This is a genomic window from Burkholderia sp. USMB20 (genome assembly GCF_000949135.2).
GTDB lineage: Bacteria > Pseudomonadota > Gammaproteobacteria > Burkholderiales > Burkholderiaceae > Burkholderia.
The window spans coordinates 33,902-60,746 of the sequence record NZ_JTAN02000001.1 but is presented as its reverse complement, the minus strand read 5'-3'; the positions used below and the strand labels follow the sequence as shown (position 1 = coordinate 60,746).

Genomic DNA, 26,845 nt, shown 5'->3' with positions numbered 1-26,845 from the left:
ATAAAAAGGCCGCCGCCGTCCTGACGACGGCGGCGGCGCATTCAGTTGACGTGGACCGGAACTCAGGCCGGCACGCCGACCGTTTCCTTCAGCACTTCCTCGAGGATCACGAGCGCTTCGTCGAACACGGCCTGCGGGATCGTCAGCGGGAACAGGAAGCGCACGACGTTCGAGTACACGCCGCACACGAGCAGCAGCAGCCCGCGCTCGAGCGCACGCGTCTGCACGCGCTTCGTGAATTCCGCGTCCGGCTCGCCCGAACCCGGCTTCAGGAACTCGACCGCGATCATCGCGCCCGGGCCGCGCACGTCGGCGATCTGCGGCACGTCGGCCTGCAGCGAATTCAGCTTCGCCTTCAGCACGTCGCCGAGTTGCGTCGCACGGTCGCACAGCTTCTCTTCGTCGATGATCTCGAGCACCGCGTGCGCCGACGCGACGGCCAGCGGATTGCCCGCATAGGTGCCGCCGAGGCCGCCGGGAGCCGCTGCGTCCATCACGTCCGCACGGCCGACGACGCCCGACAGCGGCATGCCGCCCGCGAGGCTCTTCGCCATCGTGATCAGGTCGGCCAGCACGTCGTAGTGCTGCATCGCGAACAGCTTGCCGGTACGCGCGAAGCCCGTTTGCACTTCGTCGGCGATCAGCAGGATGCCGTGCTCGTTACAGATCTTGCGCAGCGCGCGCACGAACTCGGCCGGCGCCGGGTTGAAGCCGCCTTCGCCCTGGACCGGTTCGAAGATGATCGCGGCGACGCGCTTCGGATCGATGTCGGCCTTGAACAGCATCTCGATCGCCTTGATCGAGTCGGCCGTCGTCACGCCGTGCAGCGCGTTCGGGTACGGCGCGTGGAACACGTCGCCCGGGAACGGGCCGAAGTTCAGCTTGTACGGGGCGACCTTGCCGGTCAGCGCCATGCCCATCATCGTGCGGCCGTGGAAGCCGCCCGAGAACGCGATCACGCCCGGACGGCCGGTCGCGGCGCGCGCGATCTTGATCGCGTTTTCGACGGCTTCGGCGCCGGTCGTGAAGAACGCGGTCTTCTTCGGGAAGTCGCCCGGCGCGCGTTCGTTGATCTTTTCCGCCAGCTCGACGTACGACGCGTACGGGACGATCTGGTAAGCGGTGTGCGTGAAGCTGTTCAGTTGATCCGCGATCGCCTTGACGATCTTCGGGTGGCGGTGGCCCGTGTTCAGCACCGCGATGCCGGCGGCGAAATCGATGAAGCGGCGGCCTTCGACATCCCACAGCTCCGCGTTCTCGGCGCGGGCTGCGTAGAAATCGCACATCACGCCGACGCCGCGCGGGGTGGCGGCGTTCTTGCGGGCCTGCAGGTCGGCATTCTTCACGGTCATCTCCTTGATGTTCTGTCCGGTGGGATAAAAATCGGCCGCATTGGCAGCCCATGGAGGCGACTATAATCACATTTGGCTCTGGCAATCAGAGCCATTTCAATAAATATTCAGGAGCCAATCATGCGCGCAAGCGTGTTGTCGGACTGGCTGGCGCAGCGCCTCGTGCGCGGCGGCGAACAGCCGATCTACCGGCAGCTGCATCGGCTGCTGCAGCAGGCGATCCTGTCGCGCGAACTGCCGGCCGGCACGCGCGTGCCGTCGTCGCGGCTGCTGGCGGCCGAGCTCGGGATCGCCCGCAACACGGTCACGCAGGTTTACGAACAGCTTGCGCTCGAAGGTTATGTGAACTCGGCGACGGGGCGCGGCACGTTCGTCGCCGACAGCGCGCCGGACGAGATCGTCGGCGCGTCGCCCGACCCGGCCGCCGGCCCGGCGGTGGCGCCATCGTCCGCGCGGCGGCTGTCCGCGCGCGGCACGCGGCTCGTCGAGGGCGCGGGCGTGTCGAAGCGCCAGGGCGGCGCGTTCATGCCCGGCGTGCCCGATGTGTCGCGCTTTCCGGCGCGCGTGTGGACACGGCTGCACAACAAGTACTGGCGGAGATTGCGCCCCGATTTGCTGACCTACGCGCCGGGCGGCGGCCTCGCGCTGTTGCGCGAGGCGCTGGCCGACTACCTGCGCACGTCGCGTTCGGTGCGCTGCACGCCCGAGCAGATCGTGATCACGACCGGGATCCACCAGTCGATCGACCTCGCGGTGCGGCTCCTGACCGATCCGGGCGACGCGATCTGGACCGAGGATCCGTGCTACTGGGGCGTGCGCAGCGTGCTGAACGTGTCGGGGCTGACCACGCGGCCGATTCCGGTCGACGACGAAGGGATCGCGCCGTCGGCCGCCGATCTCGCCGAGCCGCCGAAGCTGATGCTCGTCACGCCGTCGCACCAGTATCCGCTCGGGATGGTGATGAGCCTCGCGCGGCGCCGGATGCTGCTCGAATACGCGCGCCAGCACGGCTGCTGGATCATCGAGGACGACTACGACAGCGAATTCCGCTACGGCAGCCGGCCGCTCGCGTCGCTGCAGGGGCTCGATACGGCCGGGCAGGTGATCTACGTCGGCAGCTTCGGCAAGACGCTGTTCCCGGGGCTGCGCGTCGGTTACCTCGTCGCGCCGGAGCCGCTCGCGGAGAGCTTCGCGACCGCGAGCGCCGAGCTGTATCGCGAAGGGCAGCTGCTGCAGCAGGCGGTGCTCGCCGAGTTTATCGCGGAAGGGCACTTCGTGTCGCATATCCGCAAGATGCGCACGCTGTACGGGCAGCGCCGCGAGGTGCTGCTCGATGCGGTCGCGCGCCGCTACGGCGACACGCTGCAGGCACTCGGCAGCGATGCGGGGCTGCATCTCGTCACGCGCCTGCCGGACGGGGTCGACGATCGCGCGGTCGCGCAGGCCGCGCTCGAACGCAACATCGTCGTGCGGCCGCTGTCCGGTTATTACGCGGAGCGCGAACGCGCGGCGTCGGGCTTGCTGCTCGGCTATGCGTGCGTGCCGGAGGACGAGATCGCGACGGCGTTCGCGACGCTGGCCGAGGCGATCGACGAGCGGGCGTTCGACGGACTGATTGCGGCGGCTTGACGTGTGCGGCAGTTGAGGTGACGACCAACGCTCGAGACGGCAGAGCGCGATGCGAAAGTCACGTATGAGAGGGAGTCGATATGGATCAGCGTTTTCAAGCAGGTCCAGGTCAATTGTCTCCGCCGCGCGGAGACAATTGCCTCGTCTGGAAAAACCTCGGCTGCAAGCACACAACGGCCCAACTGCCGAGTGCACCGGACCTGCCGTGACTGCCGGTCCTTCCTGAGGGCATACGCACGCGCGTCAAAGCCGGATCAACGCCGCGCCCGCGACCACCAGCGCGCATGCTGCGAGCGCGCTGCGCGCCGGGCCGCTCGCGCATCACGAACCAGCCGATCGCGACCGCGAAGATCGAGCTTGTCTCGCGCAGTGCCGATACCGTCGCGACCGGCAGATGCCGGTACGCGAGAATCACGATTCCATAGGCGGCGAGCGAGATCGTGCCGGCGATCGCGCCTTGCCGCAGCGACGCGCGCGAACCGAACACCACGCGCGGGCCGCCGCGCATCGCACACACCAACACGAGTTGCGGCACGCTCCACAGCAGATAAACCCACGCGATATAGCCGAGCGCGCTGCCCGATACACGCGAGCCGATGCCGTCGCAGATCGAATACGCGGCGATGAACACGCCCGTGAGCAGTGCGTACGGCACGCCTTCGCCGGAGAACCGGAAGCCGCGCCGCAACGCGAGCGACATGATGCCGAACGACACGAGCGCGATGCCCGCGAAGCCGAACGGCGTCGGCCGCTCGTGCAGCATCGCGAACGCCAGCACCGACACGAGCAACGGCGAGATCCCGCGCGCGATCGGGTAGATCTGCCCGAACTCGCCGTTGCGGTATGCACGCGCCAGCGTGAAGCAGTACGCGACCTCGAGCACGGCCGACGTCGCGACGTACGGCCATGCGGCGGGCGCCGGCGCGGGCAGCAGTACGACGCCCGCAATGCCGAACGCGAGATACGGCAGCGACATCGTGCCGAGCTGGACGAGACGGTCTTCGCTCACGTGGAGGAAGGCATTCCAGATCGCGTGCAAGAGGGCGGAGCACAGCACGAGGCCGATGAACAGGTGATCCATGAATGAGCGAGCGGACGAGGGCGGGCGCCGTCAATTATGTGGGTGCCGGGCGCGCTCGCGCGGAATTGTCGATAATAGAACGTTGTTATTCACCGGATGCCGACGATGACCGAAGCCCCCCTCACCTCGCCCGCCGTTCCGCGCCTCACGAGCCTGTCGCATGGCGGCGGCTGCGGCTGCAAGATCGCGCCGGGCGTGCTGTCCGAGCTGCTGAAGCGGGCGACGCCGCCCGCGCTGTTCCCGGACCTGCTGGTCGGCACAGAGACCTCCGACGACGCGGCCGTCTACCGGCTGAACGACGAGCAGGCGATTGTCGCGACGACCGACTTCTTCATGCCGATCGTCGACGATCCGTTCGACTTCGGCCGCATCGCGGCCACCAACGCGCTGTCCGACGTCTACGCGATGGGCGGCAAGCCGATTCTCGCGCTCGCGCTGGTCGGGATGCCGATCAACGTGCTGCCGCACGAGACGATCGCGGCCGTGCTGCGCGGCGGCGAATCGGTGTGCGCGGATGCCGGCATTCCGGTCGCGGGCGGTCATTCGATCGATTCGGTCGAGCCGATCTACGGGCTCGCGGCGATCGGCGTCGTGCATCCGTCGCGCGTTAAGCGCAATGCGGCCGCGCGCGCGGGTGACGTGCTCGTGCTCGGCAAGCCGCTCGGCGTCGGCGTGCTGTCGGCCGCGCTGAAGAAGAACCAGCTCGACGACGCGGGCTACGCGCAGATGGTGGCGACGACCACCAAGCTGAACCGGCCGGGCGCCGAACTCGCCGCGCTGCCGGGCGTGCATGCGCTGACCGACGTCACGGGCTTCGGGCTGCTCGGCCATACGCTCGAACTGGCGCGCGGCGCGAAGCTGACCGCACGCGTGCATTACGCATCGCTGCCGTGGCTGGCGGGCGTCGAGGCGTTCGTCGCCGACGGCGTGTTCACCGGCGCATCGGGCCGCAACTGGGCCGCATATGGCGCCGACGTGCGGCTCGCCGACGGGCTGCCGCCCGTCGCGCAGGCGCTGCTGACCGATCCGCAGACGTCCGGCGGCCTGCTGGTCGCGTGCGCGCCGGATGCCGTCGACGACGTGCTCGCGTGCTTCCGCGCCGACGGCTTCGACCGTGCGGCCGTGATCGGCGAGATGGTGGACGGGCCCGCGCGCGTCGACGTCGCCTGACGCGGTTTTTTTTCACGCTGGATCGCTGTCGGTCGCTAGAATCGATGCCTTCCCTCGAAGGCATCGACGACCGATGAACGATTTCCTGTTCGGGCTGATGATCGCGCTGTCGGTCGGGCCCGTCGCGCTGATGATCGCGAACTACGGGATGCGCGCCGGCACCGCGAGCGGCGTGCGCGCGGCAATGGGCGTGGCGTCGGCCGACGGCTGCTATGCGCTCGTCGCGTTCACCATTGGCGCGATGCTCGCGAGCACGCTCGCGTCGCACCTGCCGCTGTTCCGCTTCGTCGGCGCGCTCGTGTTGCTTGCAATGGGCGCACGCATGCTGTGGCGCGCGTTGCAGGATCGGCGCCGCACGCTGAACGGCGCCGCGCCGCCGCCGGGCGCGCGCCCGTTCACGTCGATGTTCTTCGTCACGCTCGCGAATCCGCTGACCATCCTGCTGTTCTATGGCTATGCCACCGCAGCGGCCGGTGCGCATCGGCACTGGCTGCTCGGTGCCGCCTGCGTGTTTGCCGGCAGTCTCGCCGGGCAACTCGTGTTCGCGTTCGGCGGCAGCGCAATCGGGCGCATCGTGAAGTCGCCGCGATGGCTCGCCGCGAGTCATGTGGTGGCCGCACTGGTCGTGCTCGGTTATGGCGTTGCGGGGATGCTTCGCGTCTAGCGGCTCGAGCGCAGTCGTCGGTCACGATCATTGGCGGAAGATGTGGCGATTTCATATCGATCAACCGAGTAGCATTCCTGATTTTTTTTGTCAGGCGGCATGCGAACCGGGCGTACAACAATCGCGAGACGAAACACCGCCCGCCGTTTCGTAGTCGGGTTCCGCATCGCACACGCGCGTTCTATACTCCCTCGCGCAGTCTCCGAGAGCCGTTCTCACCCAACATCACCGAAACAAGGAACGCCGATGCTGACTCGCTCCATCCTTTCCGCAGCTGCATTCTCGCTTGCCGCCTGTGCGACCGCGCCGTCGATTGCGCAGAACAACCAGGGCAACGCTGCATTCGCCGAGACCGGTGCACAGGGCCGCCCGGTCAAGGTCATGATCATCACGATGTTCGGTCCGGAAGGCCAGGCATGGCTCGACCGGCTCGGCCCGTGGCGCGACATCACCGTGCCCGGCCTGTCGCCCGACTATCCGGCCGTTCACTGCAACAAGCAGGACGTGTGCGTGGTGACGACCGGCATGGGCTATGCGAACGCGTCCGCGACGATCATGGCGCTCACGTTCTCGCAGCGTTTCGACCTGCGCCGCACGTACTTCCTCGTGTCGGGCATCGCGGGCGTCGACCCCGCGCAAGGCACGGTCGGCTCCGCCGCCTGGTCGAAATACCTGGTCGACTTCAGCCTGCAGTGGGAGCTCGATGCGCGCGAGATTCCGGCCGGCTGGAATACCGGCTTTCTCGGCATCAATACGAAGAGCCCGAACGACAAGCCGCCGCTCGATTACCGCACCGAAGTATTCCAGCTCAACCCGCAGCTGACCGATGCCGCGTATGCGCTGTCGCGCAACGTCGTGCTCGCCGACAGCGCGCAGGCCCAGGCCGCGCGCGCGAAGTTCACGTATGCGCCGGCGAATCGGCCGCCGACGGTGATCCAGTGCGACACGTCATCGGGCAATACGTGGTTCTCGGGCACGCTGATCGGCGAGCGCGCGCGCCAGTGGACCAAGATCCTCACCGACGGCAAGGGCACCTACTGCATGACCGCACAGGAAGACAACGCGACCTATGAAGCGCTCAAGCGCGCGGCGAGCGTGAAGCGGGTCGACCTGTCGCGCGTCGCGGTGCTGCGCACGGGTTCCGATTTCGACCGGCCGTATGCAGGGCAGACGAGCGCGGACAATCTGCTGAACTATGCGGACCAGGGTGGTTTCGCCCCGGCGACCGAAAACCTGTACCGCGCGGGCAATCCGCTCGTTCAGGACATCGTCACGCACTGGGGCGAATGGCGCGACGGCGTGCCGCGCCGTTGAAGGCCAGCGTCTTCAGCGAGAGATCGACGCGAAGTTCAATGCGCGTGCGGCGCGGAACGGAACGGCGTCCAGACGGGCGTCGTGTCGTCCCAATGATCGAGCGGCGAAGGAAGTTGATCGTTCATCACAGGCTCCTGCAACTAACTGACTAATCGGGTGTTCGATGGCGGTGTCTCGATGCCGCGCCGCGGATCATCCGCTGCGCGGCGTTGCGCGTTGATCGATGCTCAACGGCCTGCGCCGGCGAGCTGGTTGCCTTCCGGTGTCGGGCGATACGGGCCTTGCGCGAGTTCGAGCCCTTGCGGATACGAATTCGCCTTGCGCAGCCAGGCCAGCGTGCCGTCGCGGCGGGCCTGCTCGACTTCCGCGCTGACTTCGGCGCGCGTGCGCGGGCCGTTGTTGTGCTGCGTGTACCACGACGTGTTCGCGTAGTCGCCGGCGTGCGGGGTGGTCGTATCGGCGAAGGCCGGTGCGGACACGGCGAGTGCGAGTGCGACGGCGGAGAGAAGATGGCGGCGGTTCATGACGTAACTCCTGTGTTGGTCGGAGTTGGCGCGTCGGCGCTTGCTCCGGTCCCGTCAAGCGGGATCTGTTCGATGCGCAACGAGGTGCGCGACAGGGTTTACTCTAGGGGGCCGTTCCGGCGCGATAAATGCGGCTGACGCGAATTGAATTGTCGTGATGGTGGAACAATCGCGATCCGTACTGTCGGCAGGGTTACTCGAAAATCGCGCACAGCCGCCTGCAGCGGGGCTCCCGGCGATGTCGCGCGGCGCGCGCCGTCACGCACGCGGCCGATTTCCGCGCACGGCGCAAAGGTGTGATGCGGATTCAGGAAAGGCGCTGTGCGGCGGGGAAGGCGGCACGAACGTGACGCCGTGGCGGCGCGAAGGCAGGACGGTACGCGGGCCGCACAGCCCGCGCACCGCGGTTCAGACGATTACGCGACCCACTCGTTGATGACCGGCGTGTCGAGCGCCGGTGCGCGCTCGGCTTCCTCGAACGTGCGCTTGCTGCACGTCGCGTCGAGGCTGCCCTTGCCGCTCAGCAGCGGGCAGCGGTCGAACACTTCGGCGATCCAGTCGACGAACACGCGTACCTTCGGCGACAGGTGCCGGCTGTGCGGATACACGACCGAGATCGGCATCGGCAGCGGCTTGAGGCCGGGCAGCACTTCCTTGAGCCGGCCGTCGCGCAGGTGCGGCAGCACCATGAACAGCGGCGGCTGGATCAGGCCGAAGCCTTCGAGCCCGCACGTCACGTACGCATCGGCATCGTTGACCGACACGATCGCGTTCATCTTGACCTCGACTTCCTTGCCGTCGGTCAGGAACGTCCAGTCGATCGTGCGGCCCGTGCGGCTCGAGAAGTAGTTGACGGCCTTGTGGTCGTTCAGATCCTCGATCGTCCGCGGCTCGCCGAACTTCTCGAGATACGCGGGCGCAGCGACCGACACGCACTCGAACAATCCGACCCGGCGCGCAACCAGCGACGAATCCTGCAGCGCACCGACGCGGATCACGCAGTCGACGCCTTCCTGCAGCAGGTCGACCGGCCGGTCAGACAGGCCGAGCTGCAGGTCGATGTCCGGATAGCGCGTGTGGAATTCGCACAGCGACGGAATCACGAGCAGCCGCCCGATCGAGCCCGGCATGTCGATACGCAACTTTCCGTGCGGCTTCCGGTTGTTGTTCTGGAAGCTTGCTTCGGTTTCCTCGACATCGGCGAGGATCCGCACGCAGCGTTCGTAGTACGCGGCACCGTCCGGCGTGAGCGACAGCCGGCGCGTGGTCCGGTGCATCAGCCGCACGCCGAGGAACGCTTCGAGATTCTGGATGATCGTCGTGACGGACGCCCGCGGCAGGCTGAGCGACTCTGCTGCCTTGGTGAAGCTGCTTGTATCGACGACGCGAGTAAACACCTGCATGGCCTGAAGCCGGTCCATCACAACCTCCGCAATCTAATTTGCCGCCCGAACGACAAGGCTGCGCTACCTCATGGGTAAGCGCAGCCTGGATTGTTCGGGGGCGTTGAATTGTGTTGCCGGATTATAGGCATTTATCCGGATGTCTGCCGGACCCAGAATTCGTTCCATCTCGAAATGGATGCTGCATCGTCATGGACGCTTCTGAATTCAGCAAATTCCTGAAAGCCGCGTTGCCCGCCGAAGCCAGAGCCGGCGCGGCACTGACGGTCGCGGAGGTGGAAATCCCCGGCTACGCGCAGGACATCGTGCTGCGCCTCTATCGGCGCGCGGACAAGACCGGATTGCCGGTAGTGCTTTACTTCCACGGCGGCGGTTTCGTGCGCGGCACGCTGGATGACGCCGATTTCGCCGCGCGCTTTTTAGCAGAACGCTTACCGGCTCTCGTAGTGTCGGTCGATTATTCGCTCGCGCCGGCCTTTCCTTTTCCGGCCGCGCCGGAGGATGCGTATCGCGCGGCCGTGTGGGCCGCGACGCGCGCCCGCGCGTTCGGCGGCAATCCGAAGAAGATCGGCGTCGCGGGGCACGATGCGGGCGGCCAGCTCGCGAACTGTCTCGCGTTCATCGCGCGCGATCGCGGCGAAGTGTCGATCGCCGCGCAGGCGCTGTTCGGGCCGATGCTCGACCCGAGCATGACGCGCATCGGCGACGCCGAACGCCTTGCGTCGGACATCACCGCGCGCGAATGCGCGGCCTGTTATCGCGCCTATCTGCCGCAGGCGGCGCAGCGCATGCACCCGTATGCGGCGCCGCTCGAATCGGTGCGCCTCGCGGGCCTGCCGCCGACGCTCGTCGTCACCGCGCAGAACGACGTGCTGCACGTCGAAGCGGAGAAATATGCGGGCTGCCTGATTTCGTCGGGCGTGCTCACGCAGGTGATCCGCTACCCGGACGTCACGCACGCGGCGCTCGCGACGCACGAGGCCGCGCTCGAGGAGGCCGTGCGCTTCTTCCAGTGCCGCTTCCAGGCGCGCCAGCCGAACCGTTCCGAATAACCAGAACCAATCCACGCTTATTGGAGATCCACATGGCCATCCTACGCACCTCCCGCTCCCGAATCGCGACCGCGGCGATCGCGACGCTCGCCGTCGTCGGCCTCGGCACGTTCGGCGCGATGCGCGTGAACGCGAACGCGCCCGAAAAGGCGGCAGCGCCGCTGCCCGAAGTCGACGTCGCGACCGTCGTGCCGCAGACCGTCACCGACTGGCAAGGCTATTCGGGCCGCCTCGAGGCGGTCGAGAAAGTCGACGTGCGCCCGCAGGTGTCGGGCACGATCGTCGCGGTGAACTTCAAGGACGGCGCGCTCGTGAAAAAGGGCGACGTGCTGTTCGTGATCGATCCGCGCCCGTACCAGGCGGAAACCGACCGCGCGGCCGCGCAGCTCGCCGCCGCGCAGGCCCGCAACGGCTACGCGCAGAGCGACTGGCAGCGCGCGCAGCGGCTGATCGGCGACAACGCGATCGCGAAGCGCGACTACGACGAGAAGCAGAACGCGGCGCGCGAAGCGACGGCGAACCTGAAGGCCGCCGAAGCCGCGCTGGAAACGGCGCGCATCAACCTCGGCTATACGCGCATCACCGCACCCGTGTCGGGCCGCGTGTCGCGCGCGGAAATCACACTCGGCAACGTCGTGTCGGCCGGCGCGTCGGCCGCGCCGCTGACGACGCTGGTGTCGGTGTCGCCGATCTACGCATCGTTCGACGCGGACGAGCAGACCTACCTGCAGTACATCAACGGCGCGCGCAACGGCCGCAAGGTGCCGGTCGAGCTCGGCCTCGCGAACGAAACCGGCTACTCGCGCAGCGGCGAGATCGACTCGGTCGACAACCGGCTCGACACGTCGTCCGGCACGATCCGCGTGCGCGCGCGCTTCGACAACGCGGACGGTACGCTCGTCCCCGGGCTCTACGCGCGCGTGAAGGTGGGTGGCAGCGCACCGCACGAGGCGCTGCTCGTCGACGATGCGGCGATCAACACCGACCAGGACAAGAAGTTCGTGTTCGTCGTCGACCAGCAGGGCCGCGTGTCGTATCGCGAAGTGCAGCAGGGCATGCAGCACGGCAACCGGCGCGTGATCGTGAGCGGCCTCGCCGCCGGCGATCGCGTGATCGTGAACGGCACGCAGCGCGTGCGGCCGGGCGAGCAGGTGAAGCCGCACATGGTCCCGATGACGGGCGGCGATGCGCCGTCCGCGCCGCTCGCGGACAACGCGAAGCCGGCCGCACCGGCGAAGGCGGAATCGTAAGCGGCCCGCCGCTTCGATTTCCGCGTTCAACCAGACAGAGCAACCCATGAACATTTCCAAATTCTTTATCGACCGGCCGATCTTTGCAGGAGTCCTATCGGTGATCGTCCTGCTCGGCGGGGTGATCGCGATGTTCCTGCTGCCGATTTCGGAGTATCCGGAAGTCGTGCCGCCTTCCGTGATCGTGAAGGCGCAGTACCCGGGCGCGAACCCGAAAGTGATCGCCGAGACGGTCGCGTCGCCGCTGGAAGAGCAGATCAACGGCGTCGAGGACATGCTCTACATGCAGTCTCAGGCGAACAGCGACGGCAACATGACGATCACCGTCACGTTCAAGCTCGGCACCGATCCGGACAAGGCCACGCAGCTCGTGCAGAACCGCGTGAACCAGGCGTTGCCGCGCCTGCCGGAAGACGTGCAGCGGCTCGGCATCACCACGGTGAAGAGCTCGCCGACGCTGACGATGGTGGTCCACCTGATCTCGCCGGACAACCGCTACGACATGACCTACCTGCGCAACTACGCGCTGATCAACGTGAAGGATCGCCTGTCGCGGATCCAGGGCGTCGGCCAGGTGCAGCTGTGGGGTTCGGGCGACTACGCGATGCGCGTGTGGCTCGATCCGCAGAAGGTCGCGCAGCGCGGACTGTCGGCCGAGGACGTCGTGCAGGCGATCCGCGAGCAGAACGTGCAGGTCGCGGCCGGCGTGATCGGCGCGTCGCCGTCGCTGCCCGGCACGCCGCTGCAACTGTCGGTGAACGCGCGTGGCCGTCTGCAGACGGAAGACGAGTTCGGCGACATCGTCGTGAAGACGACGCCGGACGGCGGCGTCACGCATCTGCGCGACATCGCGCGCATCGAGCTGGACGCGTCCGAGTACGGGCTGCGCTCGCTGCTCGACAACAAGCCGGCCGTCGCGATGGCGATCAACCAGTCGCCGGGCGCGAACTCGCTGCAGATCTCCGACGAAGTGCGCAAGACGATGGCCGAGCTGAAGCAGGACATGCCGGCCGGCGTCGACTACAAGATCGTCTATGACCCGACGCAGTTCGTGCGCTCGTCGATCAAGGCCGTGGTGCACACGCTGCTCGAAGCGATCGCGCTGGTCGTGATCGTCGTGATCGTGTTCCTGCAGACCTGGCGCGCGTCGCTGATTCCGCTGATCGCGGTGCCGGTGTCGATCATCGGCACGTTCTCGCTGCTGCTGGCGTTCGGGTATTCGATCAACGCGCTGTCGCTGTTCGGGATGGTGCTCGCGATCGGGATCGTGGTCGACGATGCGATCGTCGTCGTCGAGAACGTCGAGCGCAACATCGAGAGCGGGATGAACGCGCGGGCGGCGACCTACAAGGCGATGCAGGAAGTGAGCGGGCCGATCATCGCGATCGCGCTGACGCTCGTCGCCGTGTTCGTGCCGCTCGCGTTCATGTCGGGCCTGACCGGCCAGTTCTACAAGCAGTTCGCGATGACGATCGCGATCTCGACGGTGATCTCGGCGTTCAACTCGCTGACGCTGTCGCCGGCGCTGTCCGCGATCCTGCTGAAGGGCCACGGCGACAAGGAAGACTGGCTCACGCGCGTGATGAACCGCGTGCTCGGCGGCTTCTTCCGCGGCTTCAACAAGGTGTTCCATCGCGGCGCGGAGAACTACGGCCGCGGCGTGCGCGGCGTGCTGTCGCGCAAGACGCTGATGCTCGGCGTGTACCTCGTGCTGGTGGGTGCGACTGTGCTCGTGTCGAAGGTCGTGCCGGGCGGCTTCGTGCCCGCGCAGGACAAGGAATACCTGATCGCGTTCGCGCAGCTGCCGAACGGCGCGTCGCTCGACCGCACCGAGAAGGTGATCCGCGACATGGGTTCGATCGCGCTGAAGCAGCCGGGCGTCGAGAGTGCGGTCGCGTTCCCGGGGCTGTCGGTGAACGGCTTCACCAACAGCTCGAGCGCGGGCATCGTGTTCGTCACGCTCAAGCCGTTCTCGGAGCGGCACGGCAAGGCGCTGTCGGCCGGTGCGATCGCCGGTGCGCTGAACCAGCAGTACGGTGCGATCAAGGATTCGTTCGTCGCGGTGTTCCCGCCGCCGCCGGTGCTCGGCCTCGGCACGCTCGGCGGGTTCAAGATGCAGATCGAGGATCGCGGCGCGGTCGGCTACGCGAAGCTGTCGGATGCGACCAACGACTTCATCAAGCGCGCGCAGCAGGCGCCTGAGCTGGGCCCGTTGTTTACGAGCTACCAGATCAACGTGCCGCAGCTCAACGTCGATCTCGACCGTGTGAAGGCGAAGCAGCTCGGCGTGCCGGTCACCGACGTGTTCAACACGATGCAGGTGTATCTCGGCTCGCTGTACGTGAACGACTTCAACCGCTTCGGACGCGTGTACCAGGTGCGCGTGCAGGCCGACGCGCCGTTCCGTCAGCGCGCGGACGACATCCTGCAGCTGAAGACGCGCAACGACAAGGGCGAAATGGTGCCGCTGTCGTCGCTCGTCACGGTGACGCCGACGTTCGGCCCGGAAATGGTCGTGCGCTACAACGGCTACACCGCAGCCGACATCAACGGCGGCCCGGCGCCGGGCTTCTCGTCGGGTCAGGCACAGGCGGCGATCGAGCGTATCGCGCATGAAACGCTGCCGCGCGGCGTGCGGTTCGAATGGACCGACCTCACGTACCAGCAGATCCTGGCAGGCGATTCGGCGATGTACGTGTTCCCGATCAGCGTGCTGCTCGTGTTCCTCGTGCTCGCCGCGCTGTATGAAAGCCTGACGCTGCCGCTCGCGGTGATCCTGATCGTGCCGATGAGCATTCTGTCGGCGCTGACGGGTGTGTGGCTCACGCAGGGCGACAACAACATCTTCACGCAGATCGGCTTGATGGTGCTGGTGGGGCTGTCCGCGAAGAACGCGATCCTGATCGTCGAATTCGCACGTGAACTGGAGCACGACGGCAGGACGCCGCTCGAGGCCGCGATCGAGGCGAGCCGGCTGCGGCTGCGCCCGATCCTGATGACGTCGATCGCATTCATCATGGGCGTCGTGCCGCTCGTCACGTCGACCGGTGCGGGTTCGGAAATGCGCCATGCGATGGGTGTCGCGGTGTTCTTCGGGATGCTCGGCGTGACGCTGTTCGGGCTGATGCTGACGCCGGTGTTCTACGTCGTGCTGCGCACGCTGGCGGGCGGCAAGATCCACGTCGCGGGCAAGGACTCGGCCGGCTATGGCGTGTCGCCTTCCGGTGCGTCGGCTTCGGATGCTTGAGGACAACAAGATGGACAACATGCACAACACGAATGGCCTGATGCGCTTCGCGAAGGTGGCGGCCGCGAGCACCCTGCTCGCGACGCTGCTCGCCGCGTGCGCGGTGGGGCCCGACTACAAGCGCCCGGACGTGTCGACGCCCGCGGCGTTCAAGGAAGCGCCGACGCTCGCGGCCGGCGAACAGGCCGGCACGTGGAAGACCGCCGAACCGGCGGACGGCGAGCATCGCGGCGAATGGTGGAAGGTGTTCGGCGATCCGGTGCTCGACTCGCTCGAGTCGCAGGCGCTCGCCGCGAACCAGAACCTGAAGGCCGCGGCGGCGCGCGTCGAAGAAGCGCGTGCGGCGACCCGCACCGCGCGCTCGCAGTGGTTCCCGCAGGTCGGCGCCGGGTTCGGGCCGACGCGCGAAGGGCTGTCGTCGGCGTCGCAGTTCCAGCCGCAGGGCACCGGCCCGACCACCGCGACGCTGTGGCGCGCGCAGGGCACGGTGTCGTACGAGGCCGACCTGTTCGGCCGCGTGAGCCGCAACGTCGAGGCGTCGCGTGCCGACCAGGCGCAGAGCGAAGCGCTGTTCCGTTCGGTGCAGCTCGCGCTGCAGGCGGACGTCGCGCAGAACTACTTCGAACTGCGCCAGCTCGACTCGGACCAGGACCTGTACCGCCGCACGGTCGAACTGCGTGATCAGGCGCTGAAGCTCGTACAGCGCCGCTTCAACGAAGGCGACATCAGCGAGCTCGACGTGTCGCGCGCGAAGAACGAGCTGGCGACCGCGCAGGCCGATGCGGTCGGCGTCGCGCGCCGGCGCGCGGCGTCCGAGCATGCGCTCGCGATCCTGCTCGGCAAGGCGCCCGCGGACTTCGCGTTCAAGGAAACGCCGATCGTGCCGGTCGCGGTGAAGGTCCCGCCGGGTCTGCCGTCGGCATTGCTCGAACGCCGCCCGGACGTGTCGGCGGCCGAGCGCGCGATGGCGGCCGCGAACGCGCGGATCGGTCTCGCGAAGTCGGCGTACTTCCCGAAGCTCGATATCACGGGCGCGTTCGGCTATGAGGCGTCGACGCTCGGCAACCTGTTCATGTGGTCGAGCCGCACGTTCCTGCTCGGGCCGTTCGCCGGCACCGCGCTGACGCTGCCGCTGTTCGACGGCGGGCGACGGGCGGCCGGCGTGCAGCAGGCGCGCGCGCAGTATGACGAGCAGGTCGCGAACTACCGGCAGCAGGTGCTCGTCGCGTTCCGCGAGGTCGAGGACAATCTCGCCGATCTGCGTCTGCTCGACGACCAGATTCGCGCGCAGGATGCGGCCGTCAATGCGTCGCGCCGTGCGGCGACGCTGTCGCGGACGCAGTATCAGGAAGGCGAAGTGGCCTATCTCGACGTGATCGACAGCGAGCGGTCGGTGCTGCAGTCGCAGTTGCAGGCGAACCAGCTGACCGGGGCGCAGGCCGTGTCGACCGTGAACCTGATCCGTGCGCTGGGCGGCGGGTGGGGTGCGGTGCCGACGGCCGTCGGCGATGCGGCGTCCGTCAAGGCGGAAGTCGCCGCGCGTTGAAGCAGCGGCCCGCCAGGGGCCGTTCGAGCAGGTGGCTGATCGAAGAGCCCCGATTCCGTGGCAACGCGGATCGGGGTTTTTTATTGGCCGTGCGTTATGCCTGCTGTTCGGGCTTCACGTCCGTGCGTTCGGCGATCACCACCGCGTAGCGGCCGACCGCATCGGCGATGCGCTGCGCCAGTTCGGGATCGCGCACTGCACGCGCGAGCGTGACGCCGCCCGTCAGCAGCGCGAGGAACGCGATCGCGCGATCGTCGTCGGGGGCGTCGCCGAGCCCGGACGACACTTCGTCGACGATCTGCCGCAACGCCTGTTCATAGGCGTCGCGCGTGTCGTCGTCGGCGCGCATCACTTCGGGCGACAGGCTCGGCAGCGCACAGCTTTCGCCGAGCGCGCAGGTGCGCCGCGGCCCGAGATAGAACGACACGAACGGACGCCGCCAGCGCGCGCCATGCTCGGCCTTGAAGATCGCGACGCCTTGCCGGAGTTGGTCGAGACCGGCGAGGACCACGCTGCGGAACGCTTCGCCTTTCGATTTGAAATGCCCGTAGAACGCGCCGTTGGTGACGCCCGCCGCCTTCGTCAGCGGACCGATGCCGGAGCCGCCATAGCCCTCCTGGCGGAACAGGCGGCTCGCCGCCTCGAGAATGCGCGCGCGGGTTTCGTGCTTGTGCTCGACGGAATAACGCATGACAGGCTCGCTTCAGAGCGATCGCTCTTTATCGCTTGCATAGAGAGCGATCAGTGTCTAATGTATAGAGAGTGACTGATATTTATATCACGTCACGATTCCGATGACCTGACCTGGAGAACGTGCGATGCCGATTACGCTGACAGTATCTGAAGGGGTTTTCTCGCAGGAAGACGAAGGGCCGGTATTTGCCGAACTGACCGATGCGCTGCTGGAGGTCGAAGGGCTGACCGGGAATGCGTTCTTGGCGCCGAACGTGATCGGCTCGCTCAATGTGCTGCCGCGTCACCGGACCTTCGTGCATGGTCGCGCGGAGCCCGCGGCATTCGTCGAGCTGAAGCTGCCGGCCGTGGCGCTCGCGGCGCCCGACAAGCAGCGGCAATTCGTCGAACGGGCGACCGCGATCGTGCTGCATCGCGCAGGCGGGCGGCTGACGCCGGCGCAGATCTGGGTGAATGTCGTGCATGCGGTCGACGGCGGATGGGGCATTGCCGGGCGACGGTACGACAACGCTGCGCTCGTCGATTCGATCCAGGGTGCGGCGGCTGGTTCGCATTAACCGCAACTAACGGTCAAACCATCCAGCGTTGACCGACGGTGCGGCGATGATTCGCCGCACCGATCAGCCGTGACTGCCTTCAGCCCGCAGTGCCCGCATCAGTTCGCTGGCTGCCTTGCCGAGCCCCGTATGTTTCGGCCGCCGCAGATACACGGGCGGCGGCAGCCCGTTCCGGATGTTCGCGAACACGAGCGGCGCGAGTTCGCCGTCCGTGCTGATCGTGTTCTTCCCGATCTTCACGTTCGCGTACAACTGGTCGTTCGACAGCGTGTTCGGGTTGTCGGATGCGGTGACGCGCAAGCCCGAACCGATCGTTTGACGCGGAGGCGGGCGAAGCGATGCGGGGCAGCCCGTATCGCTTCGTTCAGGAAAGGGGCGGGAAGTGACGGGAAGTGACGGGCGGACCGAATGCCGCCCGCGAGCGTTACGCGGCGACGAACTCGTGCACGTAACGGTTGAACACCGCGGGGCTCGCGGCGTTCATCCCGTGCGACGCACCGGCGACGGTCTGCCGTTGAGCATCGCCGATCCACTGCGACAGCGTGTCGACGTTGTTGCGGAACATCTTCGGGCTGCGCTGGCCGTCGATCAGCAGCGTGCGGCATGCGATATCCGATGCCGTGTGCTGCGAATACGCGGGCAGCGGATCCTGCAGCTGCTTCGGCAGCGTGCTCGCATTGTCGATCGCCATCGTGCGAAAGCGCGACGTGCTCTTCTTCCATGCGCCGGGCAGGCTCACCGAGTCGACGAACATTTCGAGGCCGGCTTCCACTTCGCCTTGCCCGATCAGGTTCACGGCCTGCGTGCGCAGGGCGATCGCGGCGGCCGGCAGCGCGGCTTCGCGCACGCCCGGCTGTTGTAGCGGGCCGCCCGGATCGGCGAGCGTCAGCGTGTCGACGAGCTGCGGATGCTGGCGCGCGACGTTGAACGCGACGCTGCCGCCACGCGAGTGGCCGACGAGATGCACGGGGCCGAGATCGAGCGCGTCGATGAATTCGGCGAGCTCGTCGACGTGGTTCTGCCAGCTGAACTCGTCCTGGATGCCCGCCTCGACGGCCGGCCAGTAATGGCTCAGGCTCGGCGCGATGCAGCGGTAATGGGCCGACAACGACGCGAGTTGCGGATCCCAGTAACGGTAGTCGCACAACGATCCGTGCACGAAGACCATCGGTGCGCCGCTGCCCCGCTCGACATACGGCAGGCTGATGCCTGACGAAAGCGTCGCAAATTGCAGGTCGGGGTTCGCGAGCACCGAAGGCTCGATTCGCATGTTCATGACTGAAAACTCAATGGGTGCGTCATCACATCGCAACTATGCCTCACGGCAAGCTGCAAGGAAAACGCATAATTTTCATCGTGACGATCAATTTTATTGATGGCTCGGCTGAAAACCCTTGTCGCAGCGTGGGGAAGTGCCGAAGTCTTCAATCATCTGATGATTTATTTGGCGGCTGAAAGCACGTGTGAACGCCTGCGCAGGCGCGCATCTGAGCGGGGGGAAACGGGAGAAAGGGCCGCCGAACGCGACCCGCGCATCACCGCACCGCCAGCGCGGGCGCGGTCTGAAGCTCGACGGGAAGGTCGTTGTCGGCGGCGAACTGCATCGCGAAGTCGAACGCGTCGGCGCATACGTCGCGCAATTCGTCCGACACGAACAGGCATTTGGCGCCCCCATCGACGACCGGCATCGCGAGCCGCGACAGTGCGCAGGGATAGCCGGGCCGCCGCTCGCCGACGAACAGCGTGATGACACCCGCGAGGCGCTCGGGCCAGTCGCTCGGTCGGAAGGTTTTCTGCGCGCGCGTGACGCCGCGGATCAGGTGGCCGTCGATGCGGCCGCGTTCGGTGATGTCGATGCGATCCATGCTGTTCTGCGTATCCTCGTTCGCGTCATTCGCCACCGTCGGCCGCCGCGTCGCCGCGCGCGGGAATCCGCAGGTTGCGCAGCTTGTGATAAAGCGTCTTCTTCGGCATGCCGAGCGCGACGCTCGCGTCCGCCACGTTGCCGTTGTGACGCCGCAGCATGTCTTCGATCAGCATCCGCTCGAAATACGCCATCTGCTCGGCAAGCGTGCCGCCGGCCGCCGGCGCGCCGCCGGACGACAACAGGCTGTCGCCGGTCAACCCGAGCACGAAGCGATCGGCCACGTTCTGCAATTCGCGCACGTTGCCGGGCCATGCATGCGTCATCAGTTCGGACACCTGCGCAGCCGTGACGACCGGCGCCGGTTGCCCGAAGCGCCGTGCGGCCGCGAGCACGAAATGCTCGAACAGCAGCGGCACGTCCTCGCGCCGCTCGCGCAGCGGCGGCAGCTCGATCTGCGCGACGTTGAGCCGATACAGCAAGTCTGCGCGGAAGCGTCCGTCGGCCGCGAGTTCGGCGAGATCGGCCTTCGATGCGGCCACCACGCGGCAGTCGACCGGAATCAGCTCGTTCGCGCCGAGCCGCTCGACCACGCGCTCCTGCAGCACGCGCAACATCTTGATCTGCAGCGGAATCGGCATCGTCTCGATCTCGTCGAGGAACAGCGTGCCGCCGTGCGCCCATTCGATCTTGCCGATGCGCTTCTTGATCGCGCCGGTGAATGCGCCGGCCTCATGGCCGAACAGCTCGCTCTCGAACACCTGCTCGGGCAGGCCGCCGCAATTCAGCGCAACGAAATGCGCGTCGCGCCGTCCGCCGAAGTCGTGCAGGCTGCGTGCGATCAGTTCCTTGCCGGTGCCCGTCTCGCCGGTGATCAGCACCGACACCGACGTATCGGCGAGCCGCAGGATCTTCTTGCGCACGTCGGCCATCGCGGGCGACTTGCCGAGCACGAACGCCTCGATGCCCTGCCAGTTGTTCAGTGCCGCGCGCAGCCCCTGCACCTCGAGCGTCAGGCGGCGCTTCTCGACCGCGCGCGCGACGCGCCCCGCGATCACGTCCGACGAGAACGGCTTCTCGATGAAGTCGTACGCGCCGTCCTGCATCGCGCCGACGGCCGTCGAAATGTCCGCATGGCCGCTGATCAGCACGACCGGAATCTGCGCATCGACGGCCATCACGCGTTCGAGCAGCTGCAGCCCGTCGATGCCCGGCATCCGCACGTCCGACACGATCACGACGGGGGCGCCGGGCGCGACGTGCGTGAGCGCGTCGGCGGCCGACGCGAATGCGTCGACCGGGAACCCGGCGAGCGCGACGGCCTGCTCGACGCCGATCCGGACGTTTTCATCGTCCTCGACGACCAGCACGCGAATCTCATCTTCCATGCTCTATCCTCTGTTGCGGCGTTGCCGCCGCGAATTCGATACTGAACTGCGCGCCGCCTTCGTCGCGGTTCGTCGCGGCGATCTTCGCGCCGAACGCCTCGACGATGCGCGACGTGATCGCGAGGCCGAGCCCGAGGCCCTGGCCGCGCGGCTTGGTCGTGACGAACGGCTCGAACAGGTGCGGCAGCACGTCGGGCGCGATGCCCGCGCCGCTGTCGGCCACCGAGAAACGCACGCGGCCGGCGTCGTCCGGCCCGGCGGCTTCGATCACAATGCGCCGCACCGGCGCGTCGTGCACCGCGTCGAGCGCGTTGCCGAGCAGGTTCACGATCACCTGCTGCAACTGGCTCGATTCCGCGGACACCGTCGTGCCGGGCGCGATGTTCACGTCGAGCTGCACGCCTTCGTCGCGGATCCGCGCATCGTAGATCAGGCGCGCATGCGCGACGGCCTCGTTCAGCGACACCGCGACGCGCTCGACGTCGGGTTTGCGCGCGAAGGTCTTCAGCTCGCCGGTGAGCACGGCCATGCTGTCGACGAGCTTGCCGATCCGTTCGAGATTCGCATACGCCGGCGCCGGCTGGCCGCGCTCGAAGAACGTACGCGCGTTGTCGCACAGCGTGCGGATCGCGACGAGCGGCTGGTTCAGCTCGTGCGTGAGGCCCGCGGCCATCTGCCCGAGCACCGCGAGCTTGCCCGCGTGCACGACTTCCTGTTGTGAATCGCGCAGCCGCTGCTCGGTGCGCTCGCGCTCGACGATCTCGCGCTGCATCCGCTCGTTCGCCGCCGTCAGCGCGGCCGTGCGTTGCGCGACGGTCAGCTCGAGCCGGTCGTTCGCGCGGCGCAGCGCATCCTGGGCGTTCAGCCGCGCGACGATCGCCCGGCGCCGCTGGATCGCGTAGCCGGCCAGCAGCGCGGCGATCAGGAACGCGCCGGTGACGAACGCGAACGCGGTCTGCTGCTGGCGCCGCGCGCCGGCGATGTCGAGCAGCACCATCAGCGAATCACCGGCCTGCGGCGCGGGCCGCGACATCACGAGATAGCGCGTGCTGCGGCCGGCGTGACGCGGATCGGGGAACGTGCCGAACCATGCGGCGGCGCTGCGGTCGCCGAGGTGGCGGTAGGGCAGCATGTCGACCGTGCGGCCCGCGTATTGCCGCGACGCCTGGATGTCGCGCTGCTGCTGCGCGGTGATCGGGCGCAGCGCGGTGAACTTCCACGCCGGCTCGGTCGAGATCACGACCACGCCGTTGCCGTCGACCACCATCGCGGCGACGCCCGGCGCGCGCCACGCGGATTCGAGCGGGTCGACGCTGATCTTCACGGCCGCCGCGCCGATCGGCACGCCACCGTCGCGCACCGCGCTCGCGAAATAGACGCCCGGCACGCCGGTGTTGGTGCCGATCCCGAAGAAGCGGCCGCTGCCGTGCGCCAGGGCATCCTTGAAGTACGGCCGGTACGACACGTTGGTGCCGACGAAGCTGATCGTCTCGTTCCAGTTGCTGGCGGCGATCACTTCGCCCTGCAGGTCGATCACGTCGACGGCGCCGCTGCCCGCATCGCGGTTCACGGCTTCGAGATACGTGTCCACCGTGTGCGCGAGCGCGGGCCGGTCTTGCGGCGCGGCCCGCAGCAGCGCGCGCACGCCGTCTTGCCGGGCGACCAGGCCGGGCAGGATCTCGAAGCGGCCGAGTTCGCTCTTGAGGCTCGACGCGTACAGGTCGAGCCGGTGCGCGCCGGTTTCCTCGAGCGCGTCGATCGCGCGTTCCCACGCGAAATCGACCGCCGCGCCCGCCACGCCGACATACAGCACGGCGGCCGACGCCCAGCCCCACCACGGGATTCCCTTGAAGCTCTTCTGCACGTTCGCCCTCATCGATGCCCGCAACCGGCCGTCCGAGACCGGCCGTCCGAGACCGGCCGTCCGCAACTCCGGCCGTCCCAAACGCCCCGCCACAACGACGCGCGCCGCGCGCCGGCAAAGCCGGCGGCGGCGCGTGCGAAGCAGCCTGCGCGACGGTGCGCGCAGCGGCGCGTCATCCGAAGTGCGCGACCAGGACCAGCGTCACGGTGACGACGATCGCGCCGCCGATGCGCGTGGCGATCTGCGCGAACGGCATCAGCTGCATCCGGTTCGCGGCGGTCAGGATCGCGACGTCGCCGGTGCCGCCTTGCCCGCTGTGGCAGGCGTTCACGATTGCGGTGTCGATAGGGTACATCTTCAGCAGGCGGCCGACCACGAAACCGGTGCCCATCAGCGTCGCGACGGTCGACACGATCGTGACGACGTTGACGATCGTGAAGGCGGCGGTCAGCTTGTCCCACGGCGTCATCGCGACGCCGATCGCGAACAGCAGCGGGTACGTGACAGCGGTCGAGAAGAACTTGTAGACGACGAACGCGCCTTCCTGCAGCGGCGGCGACACCGCGCGCGCGAGCTTCACCAGCACCGCGAGGAACAGCATCGCGACCGGCGCGGGCAGGCCGAACAGCTTGTGCGCCATCAGGCCGACGAGGTACAGCGTGATCGCCGTGATGCCGGCGCCCGCGATGTGCGTGACGTCGACGTGGCCGCGGATCTCCTCGCTTTCCGGCGTCATGTCGCCGCTTTCGCCGACCTGCAGGCGACCGTTGCCGGTCAGGTGCGGCAGGCGCTTGCCGAGCATGTCGAGCGCGCCCGACAGGATGATCGCGGTCAGGCTGCCGAGCATCACCGGCGGCAGCACCATCGCGAACATCTCGCCCTGCGGCAGGTGCATCAGTTCCGAATAGCCGATCGACAGCGGAATCGCACCTTCGCCGACGCCGCCCGCCATGATCGGCACGACGATGTACAGCAGCGTGTGGCGCGCGCCGAGGCCGAGCGCGGTGCCGACCGCCGTGCCGACGATCGCGGCCGCGACCGAACCGGCGGCGAGCGGAATGAAGATCTTCACGAAGCCCTGGATCAGCACGCGCCGGTCCATGCTCAGGATGCTGCCGACGATGATCGACGCGATGAACAGGTACAGGAAGTTGGTCGACTTCGTGAACTCGACGGTGAGGTTCAGCACCGGCTTCGGCAGCACGTGGTAGTAGGTGAGCGCCGACGGCACGAAGGTCGCGAAGATCGCGGCCGCGCCGATGTTGCGCAAGAGCGGCAGGCGCTTGCCGAGTTCCGCGCAGGTGAAGCCGAAGAACGCGAGCACGGCGATCGCCATCGAGATCTCGCCGGGCACCTTGCCCGTCACCGCGAAGCCGACGATCAGCCCGAACAGGATCACGTAGACCGGCAGCGGGATGATGCCGATGCGGATTTCCATCAGCTTCCACCAGCCTTCCGGCCAGAAGCGTGTGCGCGTGGCGGGACCGGCTTCGGCAAGTGCCTCCGGACGGGATTGGGTGGGGATTGAGGTCTGCAAGACGTGTCTCCTGATGTTTGGAATGCCCGCATTGCTATGCGGCATCGTGTGGCGTCTATTAATGCAACCCCCGTGCCAAGCATTCCGGCCTGCCGGAATATTTTTAGGGCATTGATTTATAAGGATTTTGTTTCGTCTGCGGAAAGGGTGGCAACACCCGGCTGGCCGAGATTTCGGAATTCGCCCGGCGGGCAGGCCGAGATTTCGGCCCGATGGCCGGCGGGGCGGCCGCACGCGCATCGGACGCGCGCCCTGGCGCCATATCGCCGCACGCGATTTTCTTCGCACAATCGCTTCGTAGACCGCCTTCCTGCCGCTCTCTATCATCGGCTGATCTTTTTCCGATGTGACGACCGACTGTCCGGAGAACGCCCGCGCGTTCGCCGCGGCGCCGCTCATCCGTCGATACCGTCTTTGGACAGGAGAGTGGTTCCCATGCTGCATGCCGTTTTTTCCGCCCGCTTTTCCCCCGGCCGCGTGGCCCGCCTGCTGGCAGCCGCGCTGCTCGGTGTCCTGATGCTGAACGGCGCCCGTGCCGACACCGCGCCGCTGAAGGTCGGCATCTCGACGAGCCCGCAGATCGACGCGCTGAAGATTGCCGCGAAGGAGGCGAAGGAGCAAGGCCTCGACGTGAAGATCGTCGAGTTCACCGACTGGAATACGCCAAACGCGGCGCTCGCGAACAAGGACATCGACGTCAACTACTTCCAGCACATTCCGTTTCTCGAGAACGCGAAGAAGCAGGGCGGCTATGACTTCGTCTCGATCGCGCCGGGCACGATCATGAAGATCGGCCTCTACTCGAAGAAGGTGAAGCGCTTCGACGAGCTGAAGGACGGCGCGCGTGTCGCGATCGCGAACGATCCGGTGAACGGCGGGCGCGGACTGTTGCTGCTGCAGCGCGCGGGCCTCATCACGCTGAAGCCGGGCGCCGACTACCGCGCGACGACGCACGACATCGTGTCCAACCCGAAGCACCTGAAGATCATCCCGCTCGAAGCGTCGCAGCTCGCGCGCTCGCTCGACGACGTCGACCTCGCGCAGGGCTATCCGAGCTTCATCAAGCTCGCCGGCACGACCGACCCGAACAGCGCGCTGCTGTTCGACGGCACCGAGAACAAGAACTTCGCGATCCAGTGGGTCGTGCGGCCCGAGAGCGTGAACGACGCGCGCATCCGCAAGTTCATCGCGATCTACCAGCATTCGCCGGCGGTGCGCCGTGCGCTCGACAACGCGTTCGGCTCGCTGTACGCGATCGCGTGGTGACGGAGGCGACATGACGACGGCGAACCGCAAGAAGATCCTGCTCAACGCGTTCAACATGAACTGCGTCGGGCACATCAACCACGGGTTGTGGACGCATCCGCGCGACCGCTCCGCGCACTACACCGATCTGGACTACTGGGCCGATCTCGCGAGGACGCTCGAACGCGGCAAGTTCGACGGGATCTTTCTCGCGGATATCGTCGGCGTGTACGACGTGTTCGGCGGCGGCCCGGACGCCGCGCTGCGCGAATCGGTGCAGGTGCCCGTCAACGATCCGCTGCTGCTCGTGCCCGCGATGGCGCAGGTCACGCAACATCTCGGCTTCGGCGTGACCGCGAACCTGACCTACGAGCCGCCTTACCTGTTCGCGCGCCGCATGTCGACGCTCGATCACCTGACGAAGGGGCGCATCGGCTGGAACATCGTGACCGGCTATCTCGACAGCGCCGCGCGCGGGATGGGCCTCGCACAGCAGATCGGCCACGACGACCGCTACGAACGCGCGGACGACTACATGGACGTCGTCTACAAGCTGTGGGAACAGAGCTGGGACGACGACGCGGTGATCCGCGACGCGCAGGCGCGCGTGTTCGCGCAGCCTGGCAAGGTGCGGCGCGTGAAGCACGACGGGCCGTTCTATTCGGTCGACGCGATCCACCTGAGCGAGCCGTCGCTGCAGCGCACGCCGGTGCTGTACCAGGCCGGCTCGTCCGCGCGCGGCGTCGAGTTCGCGGGGCGGCATGCGGAGTGCGTGTTCGTGAACGGGCAGAGCAAGGCCGCGGCGCGCGCGGCGGCGCTGGATATTCGCGCAGCCGCCGCGCGGCAGGGCCGCGATCCCGCATCGATCAAGATTTTCGCGGGCGTGAGCGTCGTGACCGCCGAAACCGAGCGGCTCGCGCGCGAGAAGTTCGACGAATACCGGCGCTATGCGAGCCCGGAAGCCGGCCTCGCGCATTTCGCTAGCTCGACCGGCATCGACTTCGCGAAGTACGGCCTCGACGAGCCGATCTCGTACGTGAAGACCGACTCGATCCAGTCGGCCGTCGACGCGATCTCGCGCAAGAGCACGACCGGCACGTGGACCGTGCGCCGGATGCTCGAACAGATGTCGCTCGGCGGCCGCTATGCGCCGATCGTCGGCTCGCCGTCGCAGGTCGCGGACGAACTGCAGTCGTGGATCGACGAGACGGGCATCGACGGTTTCAACCTGACGCGCACCGTGATGCCCGAATCGTTCGAGGATTTCGTCGACTGGGTCGTGCCCGAGCTGCAGAACCGCGGCATCTACAAGGAAGACTACGATCCCGCGCCGACGCTGCGCGAGAAGCTGTTCGGCGCCGGCGCGCGGCTGCCCGCGTGGCACACGGGCGCACAGCACCGGCCGGCCGCCGTGCCGGCGCCCGAACCCAGGCATCCCGCGCATGCGTGAACGTGACGGAGCGAA

Annotated in this window: 20 protein-coding genes and 3 pseudogenes; 12 read left to right on the top strand and 11 right to left on the bottom strand. The window is 67.3% G+C overall.

Annotated features, from left to right (window positions below; all coding sequences use genetic code 11):
- Positions 1–62 precede the first annotated feature (62 nt).
- Positions 63–1,352 carry a 4-aminobutyrate--2-oxoglutarate transaminase gene (locus PL79_RS00280; protein ID WP_044845769.1) on the bottom strand — a complete coding sequence of 430 codons (1,290 nt, stop codon included), beginning with the start codon at positions 1,350–1,352 and terminating at the stop codon, positions 63–65.
- A 120-nt stretch (positions 1,353–1,472) separates the two neighbouring features.
- Here PL79_RS00280 and pdxR point away from each other — a divergent pair, with 120 nt between their 5' ends.
- The gene (gene pdxR / locus PL79_RS00275; RefSeq protein ID WP_044845768.1) at positions 1,473–2,981 is read left to right on the top strand and encodes a MocR-like pyridoxine biosynthesis transcription factor PdxR; all 1,509 of its coding nucleotides are present in this window, start codon (positions 1,473–1,475) and stop codon (positions 2,979–2,981) included.
- 243 nt (positions 2,982–3,224) lie between these two features.
- On the opposite strand, the pseudogene PL79_RS00270 reads toward pdxR, so the two are convergent.
- Positions 3,225–4,062, bottom strand: a pseudogene (locus PL79_RS00270) (EamA family transporter).
- A gap of 105 nt (positions 4,063–4,167) precedes the next feature.
- Between PL79_RS00270 and selD the strand changes: the two are divergent.
- The 3 genes from selD (at position 4,168) to PL79_RS00255 (ending at position 7,210) form a co-directional block, all read left to right on the top strand.
- Positions 4,168–5,232 carry a selenide, water dikinase SelD gene (gene selD, locus PL79_RS00265; protein WP_044845857.1) on the top strand — a complete coding sequence of 355 codons (1,065 nt, stop codon included), beginning with the start codon at positions 4,168–4,170 and terminating at the stop codon, positions 5,230–5,232.
- A gap of 73 nt (positions 5,233–5,305) precedes the next feature.
- Positions 5,306–5,896, top strand: a complete 591-nt coding sequence (locus PL79_RS00260; protein ID WP_044845767.1) for a LysE family translocator — start codon at positions 5,306–5,308, stop codon at positions 5,894–5,896.
- A 246-nt stretch (positions 5,897–6,142) separates the two neighbouring features.
- On the top strand, positions 6,143–7,210 hold the full coding sequence (locus PL79_RS00255; RefSeq protein WP_044845766.1) for a purine-nucleoside phosphorylase: 1,068 nt from the start codon (positions 6,143–6,145) through the stop codon (positions 7,208–7,210).
- 227 nt (positions 7,211–7,437) lie between these two features.
- On the opposite strand, the gene PL79_RS00250 is transcribed toward PL79_RS00255, so the two are convergent.
- Both PL79_RS00250 and ceoR read right to left on the bottom strand, forming a co-directional pair.
- Positions 7,438–7,734, bottom strand: a complete 297-nt coding sequence (locus PL79_RS00250) for a DUF4148 domain-containing protein (RefSeq protein ID WP_044845765.1) — start codon at positions 7,732–7,734, stop codon at positions 7,438–7,440.
- 416 nt (positions 7,735–8,150) lie between these two features.
- Positions 8,151–9,155, bottom strand: a complete 1,005-nt coding sequence (gene ceoR, locus PL79_RS00245) for a putative multidrug efflux transcriptional regulator CeoR (RefSeq protein ID WP_044845764.1) — start codon at positions 9,153–9,155, stop codon at positions 8,151–8,153.
- Positions 9,156–9,328: 173 nt separating this feature from the next.
- Here ceoR and PL79_RS00240 point away from each other — a divergent pair, with 173 nt between their 5' ends.
- Genes PL79_RS00240 through opcM form a run of 4 tightly spaced genes read left to right on the top strand, consistent with a single transcriptional unit; the run spans position 9,329 to position 16,232 of the window.
- Positions 9,329–10,189 (top strand): alpha/beta hydrolase, encoded by an 861-nt coding sequence (locus PL79_RS00240; RefSeq protein ID WP_044845763.1) that lies wholly within the window; start codon positions 9,329–9,331, stop codon positions 10,187–10,189.
- 32 nt (positions 10,190–10,221) lie between these two features.
- Entirely contained in the window at positions 10,222–11,439 is a 1,218-nt protein-coding gene (gene ceoA / locus PL79_RS00235; RefSeq protein WP_044845762.1) for a multidrug efflux RND transporter periplasmic adaptor subunit CeoA, read from the top strand.
- Between the two features lie 46 nt (positions 11,440–11,485).
- Positions 11,486–14,686, top strand: coding sequence for a multidrug efflux RND transporter permease subunit CeoB (gene ceoB, locus PL79_RS00230; RefSeq protein ID WP_044845761.1), 3,201 nt, complete (start codon positions 11,486–11,488; stop codon positions 14,684–14,686).
- A 10-nt stretch (positions 14,687–14,696) separates the two neighbouring features.
- Positions 14,697–16,232: a multidrug efflux transporter outer membrane subunit OpcM gene (gene opcM, locus PL79_RS00225; RefSeq protein WP_044845760.1), complete on the top strand. Its 1,536-nt coding sequence runs from the start codon at positions 14,697–14,699 to the stop codon at positions 16,230–16,232.
- 94 nt (positions 16,233–16,326) lie between these two features.
- Here opcM and PL79_RS00220 read toward each other — a convergent pair whose 3' ends face one another.
- The gene (locus PL79_RS00220; protein ID WP_044845759.1) at positions 16,327–16,923 is read right to left on the bottom strand and encodes a TetR/AcrR family transcriptional regulator; all 597 of its coding nucleotides are present in this window, start codon (positions 16,921–16,923) and stop codon (positions 16,327–16,329) included.
- Between the two features lie 127 nt (positions 16,924–17,050).
- Between PL79_RS00220 and PL79_RS00215 the strand changes: the two genes are divergently transcribed.
- On the top strand, positions 17,051–17,482 hold the full coding sequence (locus PL79_RS00215; protein ID WP_044845758.1) for a hypothetical protein: 432 nt from the start codon (positions 17,051–17,053) through the stop codon (positions 17,480–17,482).
- A 63-nt stretch (positions 17,483–17,545) separates the two neighbouring features.
- Here PL79_RS00215 and PL79_RS00210 read toward each other — a convergent pair.
- Positions 17,546–17,692: pseudogene (locus PL79_RS00210) on the bottom strand (LysR family transcriptional regulator); the annotation flags it as partial.
- Here PL79_RS00210 and PL79_RS37090 point away from each other — a divergent pair.
- Positions 17,691–17,801 (top strand): annotated as a pseudogene (locus PL79_RS37090) (PACE efflux transporter); the annotation flags it as partial. The pseudogenes PL79_RS00210 and PL79_RS37090 sit on opposite strands and share 2 nt — an antisense overlap.
- A gap of 105 nt (positions 17,802–17,906) precedes the next feature.
- Here the strand turns inward: PL79_RS37090 and PL79_RS00205 are convergent.
- The 5 genes from PL79_RS00205 to PL79_RS00185 form a co-directional block, all read right to left on the bottom strand.
- Positions 17,907–18,758 (bottom strand): alpha/beta fold hydrolase, encoded by an 852-nt coding sequence (locus PL79_RS00205; RefSeq protein WP_044845756.1) that lies wholly within the window; start codon positions 18,756–18,758, stop codon positions 17,907–17,909.
- A gap of 259 nt (positions 18,759–19,017) precedes the next feature.
- Entirely contained in the window at positions 19,018–19,347 is a 330-nt protein-coding gene (locus PL79_RS00200) for a DUF3579 domain-containing protein (RefSeq protein ID WP_044845856.1), read from the bottom strand.
- 25 nt (positions 19,348–19,372) lie between these two features.
- The gene (locus tag PL79_RS00195) at positions 19,373–20,734 is read right to left on the bottom strand and encodes a sigma-54-dependent transcriptional regulator (protein WP_044845755.1); all 1,362 of its coding nucleotides are present in this window, start codon (positions 20,732–20,734) and stop codon (positions 19,373–19,375) included.
- Positions 20,724–22,610: a sensor histidine kinase gene (locus PL79_RS00190; protein ID WP_044845754.1), complete on the bottom strand. Its 1,887-nt coding sequence runs from the start codon at positions 22,608–22,610 to the stop codon at positions 20,724–20,726. Before PL79_RS00190 ends, PL79_RS00195 begins: the two co-directional genes overlap by 11 nt.
- Before the next feature lie 160 nt (positions 22,611–22,770).
- On the bottom strand, positions 22,771–24,135 hold the full coding sequence (locus tag PL79_RS00185) for a 2-hydroxycarboxylate transporter family protein (protein WP_044845753.1): 1,365 nt from the start codon (positions 24,133–24,135) through the stop codon (positions 22,771–22,773).
- Between the two features lie 435 nt (positions 24,136–24,570).
- On the opposite strand from PL79_RS00185, the gene PL79_RS00180 reads away from it, so the two are divergent.
- Positions 24,571–25,401, top strand: coding sequence for a MetQ/NlpA family ABC transporter substrate-binding protein (locus PL79_RS00180; RefSeq protein WP_044845752.1), 831 nt, complete (start codon positions 24,571–24,573; stop codon positions 25,399–25,401).
- Positions 25,402–25,411: 10 nt separating this feature from the next.
- Complete coding sequence (locus PL79_RS00175; RefSeq protein ID WP_044845751.1) at positions 25,412–26,830, top strand: LLM class flavin-dependent oxidoreductase; 1,419 nt, start codon at positions 25,412–25,414, stop codon at positions 26,828–26,830.
- Positions 26,831–26,845: the final 15 nt, after the last annotated feature.

Excerpts from the sequence above, each read along its gene's own strand:
- PL79_RS00280 (WP_044845769.1), bottom strand. The coding sequence starts at position 1,352 with ATGACCGTGAAGAATGCCGACCTGCAGGCCCGCAAGAACGCCGCCACC.
- pdxR (WP_044845768.1), top strand. The coding sequence starts at position 1,473 with ATGCGCGCAAGCGTGTTGTCGGACTGGCTGGCGCAGCGCCTCGTGCGC.
- selD (WP_044845857.1), top strand. The coding sequence starts at position 4,168 with ATGACCGAAGCCCCCCTCACCTCGCCCGCCGTTCCGCGCCTCACGAGC.
- PL79_RS00260 (WP_044845767.1), top strand. The coding sequence starts at position 5,306 with ATGAACGATTTCCTGTTCGGGCTGATGATCGCGCTGTCGGTCGGGCCC.
- PL79_RS00255 (WP_044845766.1), top strand. The coding sequence starts at position 6,143 with ATGCTGACTCGCTCCATCCTTTCCGCAGCTGCATTCTCGCTTGCCGCC.
- PL79_RS00250 (WP_044845765.1), bottom strand. The coding sequence starts at position 7,734 with ATGAACCGCCGCCATCTTCTCTCCGCCGTCGCACTCGCACTCGCCGTG.
- ceoR (WP_044845764.1), bottom strand. The coding sequence starts at position 9,155 with ATGGACCGGCTTCAGGCCATGCAGGTGTTTACTCGCGTCGTCGATACA.
- PL79_RS00240 (WP_044845763.1), top strand. The coding sequence starts at position 9,329 with ATGGACGCTTCTGAATTCAGCAAATTCCTGAAAGCCGCGTTGCCCGCC.
- ceoA (WP_044845762.1), top strand. The coding sequence starts at position 10,222 with ATGGCCATCCTACGCACCTCCCGCTCCCGAATCGCGACCGCGGCGATC.
- ceoB (WP_044845761.1), top strand. The coding sequence starts at position 11,486 with ATGAACATTTCCAAATTCTTTATCGACCGGCCGATCTTTGCAGGAGTC.
- opcM (WP_044845760.1), top strand. The coding sequence starts at position 14,697 with ATGGACAACATGCACAACACGAATGGCCTGATGCGCTTCGCGAAGGTG.
- PL79_RS00220 (WP_044845759.1), bottom strand. The coding sequence starts at position 16,923 with ATGCGTTATTCCGTCGAGCACAAGCACGAAACCCGCGCGCGCATTCTC.
- PL79_RS00215 (WP_044845758.1), top strand. The coding sequence starts at position 17,051 with ATGCCGATTACGCTGACAGTATCTGAAGGGGTTTTCTCGCAGGAAGAC.
- PL79_RS00205 (WP_044845756.1), bottom strand. The coding sequence starts at position 18,758 with ATGAACATGCGAATCGAGCCTTCGGTGCTCGCGAACCCCGACCTGCAA.
- PL79_RS00200 (WP_044845856.1), bottom strand. The coding sequence starts at position 19,347 with ATGGATCGCATCGACATCACCGAACGCGGCCGCATCGACGGCCACCTG.
- PL79_RS00195 (WP_044845755.1), bottom strand. The coding sequence starts at position 20,734 with ATGGAAGATGAGATTCGCGTGCTGGTCGTCGAGGACGATGAAAACGTC.
- PL79_RS00190 (WP_044845754.1), bottom strand. The coding sequence starts at position 22,610 with ATGAGGGCGAACGTGCAGAAGAGCTTCAAGGGAATCCCGTGGTGGGGC.
- PL79_RS00180 (WP_044845752.1), top strand. The coding sequence starts at position 24,571 with ATGCTGCATGCCGTTTTTTCCGCCCGCTTTTCCCCCGGCCGCGTGGCC.
- PL79_RS00175 (WP_044845751.1), top strand. The coding sequence starts at position 25,412 with ATGACGACGGCGAACCGCAAGAAGATCCTGCTCAACGCGTTCAACATG.